Source organism: Algoriphagus yeomjeoni (assembly GCF_003259505.1).
Lineage (GTDB): Bacteria > Bacteroidota > Bacteroidia > Cytophagales > Cyclobacteriaceae > Algoriphagus > Algoriphagus yeomjeoni.
In genome coordinates this window covers 439026-456791 of the sequence record NZ_QLLK01000001.1, presented here as the reverse complement: position 1 = coordinate 456791, position 17766 = coordinate 439026, and the positions used below count along the sequence as shown (strand labels likewise).

At 41.5% G+C, this 17766-nt stretch carries 12 protein-coding genes; all 12 read left to right on the top strand.

Annotated features, from left to right (window positions below):
* Window positions 1-212 precede the first annotated feature (212 nt).
* A complete protein-coding gene (locus tag LV83_RS01885) occupies window positions 213-1325 on the top strand; it encodes a DmpA family aminopeptidase (protein WP_111609818.1) in 1113 nt (370 codons plus the stop codon).
* Between the two features lie 9 nt (window positions 1326-1334).
* The gene (locus LV83_RS01880; RefSeq protein ID WP_111609817.1) at window positions 1335-3323 is read left to right on the top strand and encodes a heavy metal translocating P-type ATPase; all 1989 of its coding nucleotides are present in this window, start codon (window positions 1335-1337) and stop codon (window positions 3321-3323) included.
* A gap of 111 nt (window positions 3324-3434) precedes the next feature.
* The gene (locus LV83_RS01875; RefSeq protein ID WP_111609816.1) at window positions 3435-3794 is read left to right on the top strand and encodes a cupin domain-containing protein; all 360 of its coding nucleotides are present in this window, start codon (window positions 3435-3437) and stop codon (window positions 3792-3794) included.
* A 129-nt stretch (window positions 3795-3923) separates the two neighbouring features.
* Complete coding sequence (locus tag LV83_RS01870; RefSeq protein WP_111609815.1) at window positions 3924-4670, top strand: DUF2490 domain-containing protein; 747 nt, start codon at window positions 3924-3926, stop codon at window positions 4668-4670.
* A gap of 113 nt (window positions 4671-4783) precedes the next feature.
* On the top strand, window positions 4784-6481 hold the full coding sequence (gene ggt / locus LV83_RS01865; RefSeq protein ID WP_111609814.1) for a gamma-glutamyltransferase: 1698 nt from the start codon (window positions 4784-4786) through the stop codon (window positions 6479-6481).
* 18 nt (window positions 6482-6499) lie between these two features.
* Entirely contained in the window at window positions 6500-7798 is a 1299-nt protein-coding gene (locus LV83_RS01860; protein WP_111609813.1) for an APC family permease, read from the top strand.
* Between the two features lie 140 nt (window positions 7799-7938).
* Window positions 7939-8826: a dioxygenase family protein gene (locus LV83_RS01855; RefSeq protein WP_111609812.1), complete on the top strand. Its 888-nt coding sequence runs from the start codon at window positions 7939-7941 to the stop codon at window positions 8824-8826.
* 25 nt (window positions 8827-8851) lie between these two features.
* Window positions 8852-10885, top strand: coding sequence for a S9 family peptidase (locus tag LV83_RS01850; protein ID WP_111609811.1), 2034 nt, complete (start codon window positions 8852-8854; stop codon window positions 10883-10885).
* Between the two features lie 20 nt (window positions 10886-10905).
* Window positions 10906-11097 carry a hypothetical protein gene (locus LV83_RS01845; RefSeq protein ID WP_111609810.1) on the top strand — a complete coding sequence of 64 codons (192 nt, stop codon included), beginning with the start codon at window positions 10906-10908 and terminating at the stop codon, window positions 11095-11097.
* 59 nt (window positions 11098-11156) lie between these two features.
* Window positions 11157-12224, top strand: coding sequence for a DUF3500 domain-containing protein (locus LV83_RS01840; protein ID WP_111609809.1), 1068 nt, complete (start codon window positions 11157-11159; stop codon window positions 12222-12224).
* A 139-nt stretch (window positions 12225-12363) separates the two neighbouring features.
* Window positions 12364-13743, top strand: a complete 1380-nt coding sequence (locus tag LV83_RS01835) for a sensor histidine kinase (RefSeq protein WP_111609808.1) — start codon at window positions 12364-12366, stop codon at window positions 13741-13743.
* Window positions 13744-13999: 256 nt separating this feature from the next.
* Window positions 14000-17764: a two-component regulator propeller domain-containing protein gene (locus LV83_RS21745; RefSeq protein ID WP_111609807.1), complete on the top strand. Its 3765-nt coding sequence runs from the start codon at window positions 14000-14002 to the stop codon at window positions 17762-17764.
* Window positions 17765-17766 lie beyond the last annotated feature (2 nt).

Here is a 17766-nt window from a genome sequence, read left to right as displayed (position 1 = left end):
CGCTGTCCAACTGAGCAAAGTAGAAGTAGGCATTCATCATTTTCTTCTGAGCAGAATGCTAATTTATAAGATGCACTGTGCATTCCCATTATTCCGGACAAATAGGTAAGAAATAACTGTTCTCAAATCAAAAAGCTCTTAATTATTTGCATTGGTGGACCAAGTAATTTTTCCTTCAATGCATAAAGTTTAAATTCGGGAAACTCCCAGCTATGAAGCACCTCAACTACTTAATCACAATCCTACTTTTATCTACCTCAGCAGCATTTTCTCAGGAAAGACCACGTGAAAAAGGAATCATTTTCGGAGTACTTCCGACGGGTTCGCTCAATGCAATTACTGACGTTCCCGGCGTGAAAGTGGGGCATTTCACCAAAATAGAAGGAGACAATATTCGCACTGGAGTAACCGCCATTTTGCCACACGGAGGAAATCTCTTTCAGCAGAAAGTCCCAGCAGCTATTTATGTGGGAAATGGCTTTGGAAAATTGGCTGGCGTTACACAAGTGCAGGAATTGGGAAATATTGAGACTCCCATTATTTTGACTAATACACTCAGTGTGGCCGCTGGAATAGAAGGTGCGGTTCGTTATTCTTTAGAACAAAATGAAAATGCCCAATCAGTGAATGCTGTGGTCGGTGAAACGAATGATGGCTATCTCAATGATATCCGCGGAATGCATATTTCTCCAGAAGAAGTCATCCAAACGATCAAATCGGCAGAACGTGGCAAAGTCACTGAAGGAAATGTAGGCGCAGGAACTGGTACAGTTTGCTTTGGCTGGAAAGGTGGAATCGGAACTGCCTCACGAAAACTTCCCGAAAGTTTGGGAGGCTACACAATCGGGGTTTTGGTACAGACAAATTTCGGAGGAAATCTTCAGATCGATGGAGTCGCCGTGGGAGAAGAAATGGGAAGGTATCCCTTTCGTGATGCGATGGAAAAATCTGACGGTAGCTGCATGATCGTGGTGGCAACTGACGCTCCCGTGCTGGAGCGTAACTTGGAGAGAATGGCTAAACGCGCCATCATGGGTCTTGCCAAAACAGGAGGCATCGCGTCAAATGGATCTGGTGATTATGTGATTGCATTTAGTACGGCAGAGGGACTTCGAATTCCCTATTCAGCTAAATCGGGAACGTTGGAAACCGATGATTTCGTAAGAAATGATGACATGACTTCCCTCTTTTTAGGTGTGATTGAGGCTACAGAGGAAGCCATTATAAATTCCCTGTTTGCAGCCGAAACGATGACAGGAATCCAAGGCCACAAAGTCGAGCAGTTGCCAGTAGATGTGGTGATGAACTTGATGAAGAAAAATTAAAGCAGCTTTATGACAAGCAAAAATCAAAAAAGCCAGTTGGAGAATGATTGCTGCGCAGTAGATGAAAAAGTAAATAATGAAGAGCATTCGCATGATAGCGGACATGATCACGACCATTCTATTTCAAAAGAAGAAAGCCTGCTAAGATTTTTTGCACCTGCAATTTTTTCATTTGTGGTGATGACGATTGGACTCGGATTCGATCATATTTTTCCACAGAATTGGTTCCAAGGGTGGATTCGCTTTGGCTGGTATTTAGTAGCCTATTTGCCTGTTGGATTACCAGTTTTGAAAGAAGCGTGGGGAAGTATACTGAAAGGTGATATTTTCTCAGAATTCCTGCTGATGGGAATTGCAACGGTTGGGGCCTTTGCGATCGGTGAGTATCCTGAGGGGGTAGCAGTGATGTTGTTTTATTCCGTTGGCGAGGTTTTTCAGGCTATGGCAGTTACGAGGGCAAAGACGAATATCAAGACGCTACTTGATCAACGACCAGATGAAGTGACGATTTTGGAAGGAAATTCTACCAAAACGATCAAAGCTGCCACCGCAAAAATCGGGGATATCATTCAATTGAAAGTTGGAGAAAAGCTTGGCTTAGACGGCGAGCTACTTTCTGAGAAAGCTTCATTTAACACCTCCGCACTAACTGGAGAAAGCAAGCCTGATTCCAAAGAAAAAGGCGCGGAGGTATTAGCCGGAATGGTGAATTTGAATACCGTTTCTCAGGTGAAAGTTACAACGGCCTATACAGATAGTAAGCTTTCGCGAATTTTGGAATTGGTGCAAAATGCAACTGCTCAAAAGGCTCCTACAGAGCTTTTCATCCGAAAATTCGCAAAAATCTACACACCTGTTGTGGTCTATCTAGCAATAGGAATTTGCTTTCTCCCCTTCCTCTTTGTGGACAATTACGAATTCAGTGATTGGCTGTATCGGGCACTGATTTTCTTGGTGATTTCCTGTCCATGTGGGTTGGTGATCAGTATTCCGTTGGGGTATTTTGGAGGAATCGGAGCAGCGAGTAAAAATGGCATTTTATTCAAGGGAAGTAATTTTCTTGATAGCATCGCTGAGATCAAAAATGTCGTGATGGACAAGACTGGTACGATGACAGCGGGCGTTTTTGAAGTTCAGGAAGTCCATCTTCAGCCGGAATTTGAGAATTCTAAAATCTTGGGTTTTGTAAATGCTTTGGAATACAAAAGTACCCACCCTATAGCAACAGCCATTAAAAAACATGTGGGTGAGATTGACTCGGAAATCATTTTAGCTGATGTGGAGGAAATTTCCGGTCATGGCTTGAAAGCCCATATAGATGGAAAAGAACTGCTTGTTGGGAATTTTAAACTGATGGATAAGTATTCGATTCCTTATTCCATCGATCCTTCAGGGATTGTTTTCACTTTGGTAGCTATAGCTTATGATGGAAAATTTGTGGGCTATCTATCCATCGCGGATAGTATAAAATCCGATGCTCAGCACACCATAGATCTGTTGAAATCCATGAATGTAGGGATCACGATGCTGAGCGGAGATAAAAGCAACGTGGTGAAATTTGTCGCGGATAAACTGGGTATTCCCAATGCATTTGGTGAATTGCTTCCTGAAGATAAAGTGCAAAAAGTCAAAGAAATCAAAGCTCAAAAAGGGACTGTAGCCTTCGTGGGTGATGGCGTAAATGATGCTCCCGTTGTTGCGATTTCTGATGTTGGAATTGCCATGGGTGGTCTAGGATCTGATGCGACTATAGAAACTGCTGATGTGGTGATTCAAGATGATAGGCCAAGTAAAATTCCAATGGCGATTTCTATTGGGAAAAAGACCAAGAAGATCGTCTGGCAGAATATCGGGTTTGCCTTTGGAATAAAACTGTTGGTGTTAATTCTAGGGGCCTTAGGTATAGCGACGATGTGGGCAGCAGTCTTTGCTGATGTTGGCGTGGCTTTGCTGGCAATTTTGAATGCTATACGGATTCAGAGGATGAAGTTTGGATGAGAAGGCGGGGTGTCGGGTGGCAGGTGATCGATGTGGCTGACAGAGAAAATACTATGAATAGACTTGTTAGAAAGTGCTATGAGGTAAAATGCGTCAAGTAAAATCAGAATTATGAAAAAAGTAAATATTAACGAGAAATTTGGCTTGATTAAGGAGCTGTGGACTCCCAAGATCATTGGTGAGCTAAACGGTCAGGATGTGAAACTGGCGAAAGTGAAAGGTGAATTTGTCTGGCATAATCATACCGATGAGGACGAGCTTTTTCTAATAGTGAAAGGCTCATTAAAAATTGAGTTTGAAGGAGAAAGCGTCACTCTGAACGAAGGGGAAATGCTCGTCGTTCCGCGTGGAGTAGAACACAGACCAGTTGCTGAGGAGGAAGCTTGGATCTTTCTTTTTGAGCCTCAAAATACCAAGCACACAGGTGATGTCAAATCCGATTTGACTGTGGATAAGTTTGAAAAAATATAGGTTTACTCATGAAAGTCAAAACCCCGTAAGAGAGATCGTTGATACTGATTTTTTTCAACAAATATATATTTTCTATTACCCTATTAAATTACTAGGATTTAGCTTAAGATTGCAGCTTAATTTGCTCTATTGAAAGCAGTTGCATTTTCCTCTATTTTCGTAATCCTGAGTTTTTGGCCAAAACTAACCTTGGCTCAGAAGGATGTCATCCATCAGCAACTAATCTGGTACGGATATTTTTTCACAGTTCCGATTGGTGAAAAATGGTCTATAATAGCTGAGGTGCAGGAAAGGCATTTTGTTCATCCTTTGGTTCAGCATCAATGGTCACTCAGAGCTCACATTCATCGCAAATTAGGAGAAAGTGGGTGGGAAGCCTCTGCTGGTTTTGCAGGCTTTTTCCAAAGTCCAAACAATCCCTATTCCGAGCTTGACCTCATAGAGCCTGAGTTACGGCCTCATCTAGAAATGGCATATAGGCAAAAGCTAAATAAACTAACAATTGATCATCGTTACCGAGCAGAAGCCCGGTATTTTCACCATCTGAATTTAGAAGCTTCGGAATTGGCAGACGGCTACTTTATCGGAAGTTTTAGATTTCGCTATCGCATTATGGCCTCTTACGCCATTTGGAAGATCAAAGAAAATCAACTCTTGAAAGTAATTGCAGGCGATGAGCTGATGGTGCAGGCTGGGGGAACAGTGAATTATACATTTGACCAGAACAGGTTAATAGCCGGAGTGAATTTTACTTTTTCGTCAGCATTAAACATGGACCTCACCTATCAAAAATGGATTAATCAACGTCAATTAGGTGGCTATTATAATCGGGATATTTTCAGATTAACAGTGAATCACCGTCTGGAGGTTAAATAATAAGGATATGAATAGAAATAACTTCCATTTTTCCACTTATCAGAACTCTTACCAATGATCTAGTATTTTCTCTTATTTTTACTCAAACCACACTTTACCAACCTTTATACTTGATGAAAACTAACTTTATTAAAAAGGTAGCTGTAGGCTACTCCTTCCTTCTTTTATTTTTTACAAGTGACATCCAAGCCCAAACCTATGCTGAAAATGGGATGGTCGTCTCTGACCATGTCATTGCATCTCAAGTCGGTGTAGATATTTTGAAAAAGGGTGGAAATGCTATCGACGCAGCAGTCGCAACTGCCTTCGCTTTGGAAGTAACTCACCCTGAGGCTGGAAATATTGGAGGAGGTGGATTTATCGTTTTTCTGAATTCTGCCGGCGAAGTGACCACATTTGATTTTCGTGAAAAAGCCCCTTTGGCAGCCAGTCCAACCATGTTTCTCGATGAAAATGGAAAGATCAAAGACAACTCAAATCACCGAGGCTTGCTTGCTGTAGGCGTTCCGGGAACCGTTGCAGGACTCTATCAAGCACATCAGAAATACGGAAAATTGCCTTGGGCTGATTTGGTGAAACCATCTGTAGAACTAGCCAAAAAAGGATTTACCATGTCTTGGGGTTTGTATAACGCTGCTGTGAGAGTAAGTGACAGGGATCCTTCGGAAGACATCATGAAGGATTATTTCCGAGGAGAAAATGGAGAAATCGTAAAGCCGGGAGAGACTTGGAAGCAGCCTGCTTTGGCAAAAACACTCCTAGAAATCCAGAAACATGGCAGAGATGGTTTCTACAAAGGCTGGGTCGCTCAGGAGATCGAAGATTACATGAAAGCCAATGGGGGTATTATCACCAAAGCTGATTTGGAGAAATATGAAGCTGTGGAGCGTGAGCCTGTGAAAGGAACATTCAACGGCTATGACATTTATTCCATGCCGCCTCCGAGTTCGGGTGGAGTGGCGCTGATCGAGATGATGAATCTGATGGAGGAAGCTAATATCTCGGAAGTGGAATTCAACTCAACCGCTTATGTGCATTTGGTAGCTGAGGCGATGAGAAGAGCATTTGCAGATCGGGCTGAGTTTTTAGGAGATCCTGATTTTAATCTGGATATGCCTTTGGAAAGATTGCTTTCAAAGGAATATGCCAAAGCACGCTTTGAAAACCTAGATATGACTAAAGCGTCTATCTCTGATCCATCTCAATATGGTCATCCCTATGGAGGAGAGAATACCACTCATTTTTCTGTGGTGGACAAAGACGGAAATGCCATTTCCATGACCTATACCTTGGAAAATTCCTATGGAGTGAAAATGGGTTCTTCCAAACTTGGCTTCATCTTCAATAATGAAATGGGTGACTTCAATCCCGTGCCTGGCGAAACGACTACCACCGGACAAATTGGTTCTAATCCAAATCTAGTCGCTCCCGGAAAACGCATGCTTTCCAGCATGACTCCTACGATTGTTGCAAAAGACGGCAAGCCCTATTTGGTAATCGGAAGCCCTGGAGGAAGAACAATTATCAACACCGTTTTTCAGACAGTACTGAATGTGCTAGCCTATGAAATGCGAGTGGATAGAGCAATTGAAGCAATGAAAATCCATCATCAGTGGCTTCCAGATCGAATTTTGTATGAATATAATCTGCTCTCTCCAGACACTAGAGAAGCGTTAGAAAAAATGGGACATACGCTTATGCCGACTTCTAATATCGGAGTACTGATGGGCATCACTTACGATGCATCTACAAAACTATACACCGGCGCTTCTGATTCTTCCAGTGAAGATGGCGGAGCGAGAGGTTATTAACCCAATCAAACTGTAATCATGGAAAAAGAAACAGGGTTAAAAAGAGAGATTGGTTTATGGGGACTCTCTGCCAACATTGTAAACATTATTGTCGGTGCAGGGATTTTCGTTTTGCCAGCGATTGTAGCCGAAATCATGGGTTCCGCAGGCATCTTTGTGTACCTGTTTTGTGGATTTCTAATTGCATTGGTGATGCTTTGTTTTGCAGAGGCAGGAAGCAAAGTGACTCGATCCGGAGGAGCTTATGCTTATGTAGAAACAGCTTTCGGGCCATATACAGGTTTTTTGGCCGCCGTATTTATGGTGATGGGAAGTGCGTTTTCGGATGCTGCTGTAGCTAATGCTTTGATAGAATTGATCGCACTGGCCTTTCCGGTTTTTGCGAATCAATACATTCGTATTTTACTTTTGTTGCTCATTTTTGGAGGCTTGTGTTTTCTAAATGTGATCGGGGTGAAGCAAGGAATCGGCTTAGTGAAGATCAATACAGTGGCGAAATTGACTCCTCTACTTTTGCTGATTCTGTTCAGCTGGAAGGATGTTTCCTTTTCCAATTTGATGATAGAAAATGCGGATTCCTTCAAAAATTTTGGAGCGGCTTCCCTGATTTTATTTTTTGCATTTCAAGGTGGAGATGCAGGATTAACTGTCGGTGGGGAGATCAAAAACCCCCAAAAGACAGTTCCAAAGGCTATTTTCATGGGGATCGGCTTTGTATTGATTCTTTATGTCCTGATTCAGTCAGTTTCGCAAGGAGTCTTGGGGGATCAATTACCTGAGTTTAAAGAAGCCCCTCTAGCATCTGTGGCAAATGTTGTATTTGGTCCAATAGGTTACACACTTCTATTAATTACTGCGGGAGTTTCCATGTTTGGAATGCTAAGTGGAGAAATTCTGAATTTGCCAAGAGTGTTATTTGGATTGGCCAGTGACCGGGTGATTCCATTGGAAAAATTGGCTGCAATTCATCCCAAGTTCAAGACTCCTTATTACTCCATTTTACTTTATGCCGGAATCGGATTTACTCTTGCAGCTATTGGCGGATTTCGACAGCTCGCCGTGATCGCTTCAGCCAGTATGCTATTGGTTTATTTTGGCGTGGCCTTATCGGTAATCAAATTGAGAAGAAAGGAGAAAGCTAATTTTGGAGACTTCAGAATACCTTTTGGATATACAGTTCCAATTCTGGCAGCTGGAATCATACTCTTTTTCCTATCCAATTTGACTGGCTATGAAAAAACAGGAATTCTTGTTTTTATAACTGTGCTCACTGCAGTTTACTTTGCGGTAAGGCTCCTTTCGAAGAAGAACAACTAAACCTCTAAAGCGAAATCCCGAGTTGAAAATTGTAAAATAGCGGATTGTTTATTGTATTATTACAAGTATATATCTTTCAAAATCAGAAAGATATAGCTGTTTTTTAGTTTTTTTGACCTACAATCTTAAACCCAAAAATCATGAAAAGGAGACGATTTATTAGCTCTGCAGCACTTAGTGTGACCGCCATGAGCACATTCGGATTTATCCATTTTGATGGAGAAAAGTACGTCGGTGATTGTGCCACAACTTCAGATATTCTAGGTCCATTTTATCGACCAGAAAGCCCTATGCGTTCCAACTTAAGAATAGCGGGGGATAAAGGAAAAAAGATTGAATTAGCCGGTAAAGTGCTCCATCAGGATTGTATTACTCCTTACAATAACGCAAAGGTAGAACTATGGCACTGCGATGCTGAAGGTGTTTATGATAATTCCACTCCAGAATTTCGCTATCGCGGCACAGTGATGACGGACAAGGATGGAAATTATGGGTTTCAAACTATTCTTCCTGTCCCTTACGATGCTGGAGGAGGATTGATAAGGCCTGCACATTTTCATCTCATGGTGACTGCCGATGGCTATCAATCTTTAGTCACTCAATTGTATTTCAAAGGAGACGAAAATGTCGCAAATGATCCTTGGGCTGCACGGTCAGCAGATCGAGTGTTACCTATAAAAGAGCTTGCGGATGGTACAAGCCAGGTAGCTTATACTATAGGAATGGCTGCTACGCTCAAGGTAGAATCAGCCTCATTAGATCGACTGACAGGAGAATACAGCCTTGAAAATGACCCAAAAAAGACTATCGCTTTTTTCAAAAACAATAATGGCCTGTGGTTGAAAAATGAGGTTTTCGGGGAGGAATACGTCTACAGCGGCAATAATATTTTTACTTATCCCGCAAATCCAGACGGAACTTTTGAGAAGTTCCAATTCGATTTCGTAGCTTCTGGATCAGTCAAGTTGATTCATTCCTTTGACTATGGAAATATGGGAAAAGGAGAAGAAGTTTATTATAAGAAATGAGTTATCAAATACTTAGTAAATAGTTATGAAGATTAAATATATTTTTATCTGTGCATTGTCACTCGTTGCTCAGATCGGACTACAAGCCCAGCAAAAAACCAAGTTAGAACTCACAGATCTTTTTGACTTGGAGTATGTCACCAATCCCTCGATTTCTCCTGATGGAACAAAGGTAATCTACGTTCGGAATTTCAAGGATATCATGACGGATCGAGATTATTCCAATCTCTGGATCACAAACACAGACGGTACTCAAAACCGGCCTTTGACCCAAGGAAATCATAGAGATGTAAGTCCAGTCTGGTCTCACGACGGAACTAAGGTGGCCTATCGATCCAACCAGCAGGATGAAAAAATGAAGCTTTTCGTCATGTATTTGGATACAAAGGTATCTGTGGCTCTAACCAATTCGGCAAACCCGCCGGGCTCGGTGTCTTGGTCATACGATGACCAGCAATTAGCTTTTACACAATTTGTCCCAAAGGCTAAAAAGTCACTTTTGAGCATCCCTGGAAAACCAGAAGGCGCTACATGGAATGAGGCTCCGATCTATATCGATGACATGAATTATCGTGGCGATGGAGCGGGGTATCTTAAGCCAGGAAATCAAGAGATTTTTACGATTGGAATAGCTGGAGGAACGGCAAGGCAATGGACTTCAGACGAATTTGATTATGGGTCACCTCTATGGTCGAAAGATGGCAAGAGTCTTTTTTTCTCGGCAAATCTCAACGAAAACCATGAGTTCGAGCCTGCCAATTCTGAAATCTATCAATTGGATTTATCCACTGGTTCAATCAAAGCTTTGACTTCAAGATTTGGACCTGATAGGACTCCAGTGCTTTCTCCCGATGGCTCCCAGATTGCATTTACTGGATTTGATGACACATTCCAAGGTTATCAAGTAATGAATCTATACGTAATGAATACCGATGGCTCAGGAATTAAAAACCTAACCGCGGATTTGGATAGAGACGCTGCAAACCCGCAATGGGAGTCCAATGGCAAAGGAATCTATTTTCAATACGACGAAAAGGGAGACACCAAAATTGGACATGTGGCGCTCACTGGAAAAATCAGAACAGTCGTGGAAGGACTTGGAGGTCTTGATATAGGAAGGCCATATAATGCCGGAGACTACACTGTTTCTAGCAATACGAAGTTTGCATTTACACTTGGCGGGGCAGATCATCCTGCTGATTTGGCAGTTTGGTCAGATGGAGAGATCAAAAGAATTACAGCATTAAACGACGATGTATTTTCATACCGAAATATTGGAAAAGTAGAGGAGATCTGGTGGAAGTCTTCCTTTGATCAACTGGATATTCAGGGCTGGATAGTTACTCCACCTAACTTTGACCCAAGCAAAAAGTATCCATTCATCTTAGAAATACATGGTGGCCCTTTTGCTATGTACGGAACGAGTTTTTCATACGAAGTGCAACAATATGCAGCGGCTGGTTATGTGGTGTTATACTCCAACCCGAGAGGCAGCACTGGTTATGGACAGGATTTTGGTAATTCGATTCACCACGATTACCCAAATCATGATTATGCAGACTTGATGTCTGGAGTAGATGCTGTCATCGAAAAAGGATATGTGGATACAGAAAATCTGTTCGTGACAGGCGGAAGTGGTGGAGGATTATTGACCGCATGGATTGTGGCCAAGACGGATCGCTTCAAAGCGGCGGTTGTCGCGAAGCCTGTGATTAATTGGTCTACGCATGTACTTTATGCTGATAATCCTGCTTTTTTTACGAAATACTGGTTTCCAGGAAATCCTTGGGAAGAGCCAGAAAACTATGCTGCTCGCTCTCCAATCACATTTGTAGGAAATGTAAAGACACCAACCATGCTTTTATCCGGTGAAAATGACTACAGAACCCCGATCGCTGAATCTGAGCAATTTTACGCAGCGCTCAAGCTTCAGGGAGTGGAAACAGCCATGGTTCGCATACCAAATGCTTCTCATGGCCTTGTCAATCGACCAAGTATGTTGATGAGTAAATCGGCTTCAATACTGAGCTGGTTCAACCACTATTTAAATAAGAAGTAAATCGAAATTGTAAACAACCTATGGGACTATTTTGGGACCTAATCCAGCAAAGTCAAATTCAAGACCATAAAGCAAAAGCCGAAACACTCGAAGTAAGAGTCAGAAATCTAGAATGGGAATTGGCAAATACTAGAGAGCTATTAATCAAAACACTCAAAATCCTTGAAGAGCAATCCGGTAAGGACATAGATGGAGATGGAAGTATCGGGTGATTATTTCTAAGGTGAAAACTCTTTCTAAAATTATCTATTGAAACTTATCCATGTAAACTATGCTTAAACCAAGCTTATTTATCCTTCTTTTTTTCCTGACGAGCTGCCTTGCACTTGCACAGGATGTTAAAGCTCTTAAAAACGTAACGGTTTCCTTTATAGAAACATTACCTGATGAGCAGAAATCAGCGGTGGAATTTGACTTCTCTGATAGTTTGAGAACCAAGTGGACGAATTTGCCGCTAGGACTAGCTCCTCGAAGTGGGGTAAAGTATGGTGACCTTTCTGAAGATAGTAAGATAAAATTCCATAAGATGCTCAGTACTATCTTAAGTTCTCAAGGTTATTTAAAAGTATTCTCAATCATGCAGGTTGATGATATTCTGCATGAAATCATGGAGATAGCATACCAAAGAGAGCAGATGAATGAGAATACCATCAAGATGATCCGAACCTTGGATTGGGACTATGGCAACTACTTTATTGCCTTACTTGGAGATGTAGAGAAGGATGATACTTGGGGTTTGAAATTCGAGGGGCACCACATTTCTCTCAATCTGACTGTTTCTGGGGATAGATTCTCCATGACACCCTTATTTCTGGGTTCTGATCCAGCTGTGGTGGAAGTCACCCAATATGCAGGATTGCGTCCTTTGAGCAAAGAAGAAGATTACGGTTTTTGGTTCGTGAATACCCTTGATGATGCTCAAAAAGCCAAAGCGACCTTAAGTGAAAAAGTACCTGGAGATATTCTTACCAGCCCTGGTCGAGATCAATGGATCAAGGAATTTAAAGGAATCAAAGGCTCGGAATTGAATGCTGACCAGCAGAAAATCCTTCATTACCTCATCGAAGAATATGTTAATAATCTAGACCACCCAAAAGCAGAGGAATACCTTGCGATCTTGCATGCGCGGGGAATGGACGAAGTATATTTCAGCTGGATAGGAAGCTATGAACCCATGAAAGCTCACTATTACATGATCCACAGTCCAGACTTCATCATTGAGTATGACAATGTTGGCTTTCTTGACAATGCCAATCACATCCATACGATATGGAGGGAGAATGGAAATGATTTTGGTGAGGATATTCTGAAGCAACATCGTCTCGCTCATCAACATTAACAGGTTCCCTTTCTGTCATTCCCCTAAAGGCAGGTAATAGTTTGATATGGAACTTGCCCTAGCAATCACTTCTAGAAGTGAAATTATGCTTATTTTGCTTCTTGCTTAGTACCGTTTTTTAAATTCTAGCTCAGTATCTATGGATTTTATACTTCTGATCATTGCTTTTAGATTCCTCCAAACGCATGCCCAAACCAAGGAGCTTTTTCCTGAGTGGCAAAGTATATTTTTAAAAGCGTTAATAGCCTCCTCTTGTTTATTAGCCTTAAACATAGTTTTTGATAGCCTAGAAGAAATAACGCGATGGATAGGCCATGCCGTAAATTTATATGTGGTTTACGCAGCTTACAATCGAAAAGTATTTGAACCGCTTAAGCCTTTTGTATATGCATTTTTCCCCGTGGTGCTAGTTCATGTGATCGAAGATCTGACTGAGCTGATAGCACCTGATTTTTATGATCGTTGGGACAATTTGTTTGGGACTGCATCCATATTTGCGTGGATCTGGCTTGTAGCTCAGTTTATCATTAATAGAAAGCAAAGAAAGGCCTTAGAGCTTGAGCGAATTAAAGCTGCTCATCAAGAACTTGAGTTCAGGAAGTCGCAAAAGCTAAAGGACGCCTTGGAAATTCAAGTAGCCGAACGTACTGCAGAAATCACAGCCCAAAAAGAGTCGCTGGAAAAGACCTTACACGAACTCAGAGCAGCGCAATCACAGTTGGTACATTCTGAAAAAATGGCCTCACTGGGTGAGCTGACGGCAGGCATAGCCCATGAGATTCAGAATCCTTTGAACTTTGTCAACAACTTTTCTGAGCTAAATAAAGAGCTTCTGGAAGAGTTAAAAGTCGAATTGGCAAAGGGAGATCTGGACGAAATAAAGCTCATCGTAAGTGATTTGGAGGCGAATGAGGAGAAAATAGTTCATCACGGAAAGCGTGCAGATGCCATCGTGAAAGGCATGCTCCAACATAGCCGTAGCAGTACTGGGGTGAAAGAACCTACCAATATTAATGAGTTGGCTGATGAATACCTTCGCCTATCTTACCATGGGTTGAGAGCAAAAGATAAGTCATTCAATGCAAGCATGGAAACTGATTTTGACGATGAAGTAGGTACAGTAGCTGTAATCCCTCAGGAGATAGGAAGGGTGATTCTAAATTTGGTAAATAATGCATTCTATGCGGTGTCTGAGAAGAAAAAGCAATTGATTACAATTGATTCTGAACTGGCAAGCACATATAAGCCTACTGTTTGGCTGAGTACAAAGAGAACAACCAATGGCGTTGAAATACGAGTGAAAGATAATGGGACAGGTATGCCAGATTCTGTCAAGGACAAAATATTTCAACCATTTTTCACGACGAAACCGACTGGACTTGGCACTGGCCTAGGCCTCTCATTAAGCTACGATATAGTCAAAGCCCATGGAGGAGAATTGTCAGTAACTAGTCAAACAAGTGAGCTGGAAAACGGACAAGAATCTTGGACAGAATTCTTCATTTCTTTGACTAATTGAATTAAGATTAGACACTAACAGAAGTACACATTAACTGTTTCAAAATTGGACTTTTCAAACTTCACCTTTTCATCAAAAATTTTGAAATAAGTAAGAATCAGGCGTTTTTGAAGATTGTAATGATTGGCTGAATTATTAAAAAAGTGCAAAAATTGTTTTATGTAAGGCATTTTATATGGCATAAAATATATTTACCTTTTACAATTCTTTTTAGAACATCTAGGCCAACGGATTTATACCAAATCGAGTTTTTGTAATGAGAAATATTCTCTTTTTTTTAGGAGGCGTACTACTTCTTTTTTCCTGTGCTACACCACAGGAGGACAAAGCTGTACCTACAACTACTCTTCTGGCTATTCCACAAATGACCTCCCTGAGTGATCTTGCAGATTCAATTCAGCCTATTAAAATAAATTTAGCAGAGGCACCAAAACCAGTACGAATCAAAATTCCAACCCAATCTGGTGGCTCCTATTCGCACATGAATGAATCTGGGTCCCTGACTCGGGTCAATTTAGAAAACCCTATTTCTCAAAACTTACCTTATTTAACTGATGAAAATGATCAGATCGTACGGGATTTAACAGGTAAACCATTCATCCAGGGAGATGGCGGAGTTTCACAGTTCAAAAATTACTCAACAGACAACGGTTTGGCCTTAGATGCAGTTAACAGCGCTGTTCTGGATAGCAGAGGGCATCTTTGGTTTGCTACCAATGGAGGAGGAGTCAGTAGATTTGATGGTTTAGCTTTTACAAACTATACAACCTCACAGGGATTAGCTGGCAATTCGGTTCGAGTTGCTTTAGAAGATAGTGAAGGTATTCTGTGGTTTGGCACTGTAGGAGGTGGAGTCAGTCGCTATGATGGCAAAGTATTCACCAACTATACTACTGAAAATGGACTAGGAGATGATGCCATTTTGAGCATAATGGAGGACTCTGAAGGCAATATTTGGTTTGGAACCTACGGTGGTGGAGTAAGCAAATTTGATGGTAGTTCTTTCCAAACCTACACCATGGAGCAGGGATTAGCAGATGATGTAGTGATTAGTATTGCTCAGGACCTTTCTGGAAACATTTGGTTTGGAACGAATGGAGGCGGAGCAAGTAAATTTGACGGAACTACTTTTACAACCTTCACGATTTCGGAAGGGCTCGCTTCAAATAGAATTAGAAGTATTAAAGTTGATCGTTCAGGAAAAATCTGGTTTGGAACGATAGGCGGCGGAGTCAGTAGTTACGATGGACAAAACTTCAGAACCTTTGGGCATGCAGATGGTCTTGCAAGCTTGGTAGTACGTAGCATTGCCGAAACCCGTGATGGGATCCTATGGTTTGCTACCGAAAAAGGCGCGAGCAGATACGATGGGCAGCATATGACTACCTACACCAGAGAGCAAGGCTTGGCAAGCAACAGTATCTTGGATGTGGTGATCGATGCCAATGGGAAATTATGGTTTTGTACAGAAGGAGGCGGTGTCAGCAGGTTTGATGGAGGTAGCTTCACCAACTTCACCACCTCTCAAGGTTTAGGCGGAAATATTGTTTTGAGCACGGTTGAGGATAAAACTGGGAATTTGTGGTTTGGAACGGCTGGAGGTGGCGTAAGCCGGTTTAGTGGAGAAAAGTTTGCAAACTATACTGCTGCTCAAGGGCTAGCTGGTGAAATTGTAAGTAGTAGCCATCGTGATCAAAAAGACAACTTATGGTTCGGAACAGGTGGAGGAGGCGTGAGCATGTACGATGGGGCAGCATTTACTACCTATACCATCGACCATGGATTGGCAGCAAATGAAGTTTATAATATTAGTGAAGATGAAAAGGGAAATTTGTGGTTTGGCACAGATGGCGGAGGAGTAAGCAAATTTGATTGGGAATCATTCACTACTTACACCTCGCAGAATGGCTTAGCCGGAGACGTCGTTTTAGGTATCGCAGAAGATAATTTCAAAAAGCTTTGGTTTGGAGCAGCAGACGGTGGATTGAGTAGATTTGATGGATTGACATTCACAAATTTCACCTCTGATCAGGGTTTAGCTGATAATGCCGTGATAAGACTTGTAAAAGACAAACAAGGTAATCTCTGGATAGGCACAGAGAATGGCTTAAGCATTTTGAGTGCTGAAAAAATCACGCAAATAGAATCAGTAAGTAAGCTGGATGATTACAAATCAATTTTAGAAGATCCTACCTCTTTATTCCAAAACTTCACCACAAACGAAGGACTTCCTGACAATGTGATTCTACAAATCGCAGAATTGCCAAATGGAAAAATGGCTGTGGGAACCAATCTTGGGATCACAGTTTTTGATGGGGCCAAAACAGGTCAACCACTAGATTCACTGAGAAATATTGAAGTCTTTAATTCTGAAACAGGCTTTCCTGTCAAAGATCTTGTTGATGGCCAAAATGGAATGTACGTGGATCAAAAAGGCATACTTTGGGCCGGAACAGGAAATAACAAAACTGCTTTGGTTCGGTTTGATTACAATAAATTAAAGCGAAATCATACAACCCCATCTGTCTTGATCAAGGAATTGCGCCTAAGTGAAGAAGTGATCTCTTGGCACAGTTTAAATAAGCAATATGATGCTATTTCGACCAATACATTTCCCCGCACCATAGATGAATTGATTGTTTATGGAAAAGAATTGAGTGATACGGAGAGAGCAGAGTTGCAGGATAAATACGATGGAATAGAATTCGACAGTATATCTGGCTTTTATACCCTTCCACAAAATCTTGTTCTTCCTTACCGAAACAACGACATCAACATTGATTTTGGGACAGACGAGTTATCCAAGCCATTTTTGGTAGAGTATCAATACATTCTCGAAGGCTACGATGAGAAATGGAGTCCGATTCTGAAGAAAACCACCGCCAACTTCGGAAACATTCAAGAAGGCAAATACACTTTCAAGGTAAAAGCTCGATTTACGGGACCTGTGGACGCAGGCGCTGGCGAATGGACGGTTCCAATTAGTTACAGTTTCGAAGTCTTACCTCCACTTTATAGAACCTGGTGGGCATATTTGATTTATGGTTTACTTTTTATTTCACTGATTTACCCAATTACTATTTATCAGCGAAATCAGGTTATCAAGGCTGAGAATGAGCGAACAAAGGAACGTGAACTAGAACATGCCAAAGCTATAGAAGTGGCCTATACCGAGTTGGCTACCACACATGAGAATTTGAAGGATACGCAAGCTCAGCTACTGCATTCTGAAAAAATGGCTTCTCTTGGTGAATTGATGGCTGGAATAGCACATGAAATTCAAAACCCGCTGAATTTCGTGAACAACTTCTCAGAAGTGACCAATGAATTGGTCAAAGAAATCAAAGAAGAAAGAGCAAGACCTCAAGAAGAACGTGATTCAGGATTGGAAGATGATATTCTTGAGGATATTGAAAGTAATCTTGAAAAAATCACCAAACACGGAAAGCGTGCAGGAGCTATTGTGAAAGGAATGCTTCAACATAGCAGAAGTGGCAAAGGATCAAAAGAACCAACGAGTATAAATGTGCTTGCGGATGAGTATTTAAGACTATCTTATCACGGTTTACGGGCCAAAGACAGCTCATTTAATTCTGATTTTGAAATGGACTTTGACTCAACTCTTCCATTAATTCCTATGGTGAGTCAAGACATGGGACGAGTACTGCTTAATTTGTTTAACAATGCTTTTTATGCTGTCAATGAAAAGAAGAGTGAAGTAGGAGATGATTATAAACCATTAGTAACCGTGCAAACTTCGAAAATCGAGCTAAGCAACGATAAACATGGCATTCAAATCAAAGTGACTGATAACGGAAAAGGAATACCAAAAGCAATAGTAGAGAAGGTTTTTCAACCCTTCTTTACGACCAAGCCAACAGGGCAAGGAACTGGACTGGGACTTTCTTTGAGTTATGATATTATTAAGGCTCACAACGGCGAAATCCGTGTAGAGTCTACTGAAGGGGAAGGAACAACCTTTACAATCAACCTGTTTATTTCATCCTCCAACCCTAGTTAATT